Source organism: Acetobacter conturbans, from assembly GCF_011516755.1.
Classification (GTDB): Bacteria; Pseudomonadota; Alphaproteobacteria; order Acetobacterales; family Acetobacteraceae; genus Acetobacter; species Acetobacter conturbans.
The window spans coordinates 1-1,204 of the sequence record NZ_WOSY01000067.1; the positions used below are offsets into that span (position 1 = coordinate 1).

1 protein-coding gene is annotated in these 1,204 nt (G+C 54.1%); it reads right to left on the minus strand.

Translation table 11 applies throughout. The features are described from left to right. Nucleotides 1-27 precede the first annotated feature (27 nt). Complete coding sequence (locus GOB81_RS17340) at nucleotides 28-993, minus strand: IS110 family RNA-guided transposase (RefSeq protein ID WP_173571460.1); 966 nt, start codon at nucleotides 991-993, stop codon at nucleotides 28-30. Nucleotides 994-1,204: the final 211 nt, after the last annotated feature.

Below are 1,204 nucleotides of genomic sequence, written 5' to 3' on the forward strand. Positions count from 1 at the left end.
TGTTCTGGCTATGAGTATCCGTCTTGGTCAAGTGTGGCGTGGTTCCCATAACCTGTCATTGCGTAACAGGACATTCGCCAGAATGACGAGACGCCGCATGAGAGCGGTCAGAGCCACTTTTGCGTGCTTTCCCTTATCCGTCAGACTAAGATAGATGCTTCGAAGGTCAGGGTTATGCCGCATGGCAACCAGAGCAGGCATGTACAGGGCGTTTCTGACATGAATCCGACCACCCCGAATAAAGCTTTTACCCTGCCACTTTCCTGACTGCCTGGTGACAGGAGCTAGACCTGCGAGCGCAGCAACCTGTCCATTTTCCAGTGTTCCCAGCTCGGGAATATCAGCGATCAGCATCGCAGCCGTGGCCTCTCCAATACCTGGAATGCTGACCAGAATGGTGCGTTTTCGAGAGAGGCTCTCGTCTGTCGAGATCAGTTCGCTGATTGCCTGATCGATGGTTGCGATCTGAGCCTCTATCTGACGAAGTCTATAGCGTGTCAGACGTTTTAGAAGACTGAGCTGCAGGTTTTGCTGGCGATTGAGCAGGGCTGTCCTGTCACGGGTCAGATTTCGTCGCCCGGCTGCCAGCTCCTGGAGCGCAGACTGCAGCTCGTTGCAGATCGTAGACGTCCTGGGTTCAAGAAGTGCCCCCATCCTGGCCAGCATCATGGCATCTACCCGATCCGTTTTTGCAAGCTTTCCCGTTGCTTCAGCAAACTTTCTTGCGTGCCGCGGATTGATCCGTGAGAATGGGATGCTGGCCTTGGCCAGATGACTCTCCAGTTGACGATGGAAAGGGCCGGTCGCCTCGAAGACAACATGCACAGCACGTTGCCTGCCAATCCATCGTAGAAGCGTTCTGAGGCCTTTCGTATCGTTGGAAGTCTGGATCAGGTCACCAGATGGATATTGAGCGGCATCAAGATGATCCTTGGAAACGTCAATGCCAACAACAACGGCATTACTCTCCAGCTTTGAGCATGTCTGTGCCATTTCCCATTGTCCTATGCTTGTCATCCGGGATTTTCTCCCAGGTATCCGTTCAGGCCCGAGGAAAAGAAGAGGCGGTCATACTCATTCGCGGCCCATCATGGCCTGTCCTGACTCGACCCGCTCTCTCCAGCAGTCAGGAGGTGGCCACCTCCTGACTGCTGCCTTTGTCGCATACAGCGACCCGGATTTCATAAGACAAGTCCTGAGCCTA

What these genes read in the sequence shown, in the direction of transcription:
- GOB81_RS17340 (WP_173571460.1), bottom strand. Translation starts at nt 993, where the DNA reads ATGGCACAGACATGCTCAAAGCTGGAGAGTAATGCCGTTGTTGTTGGC.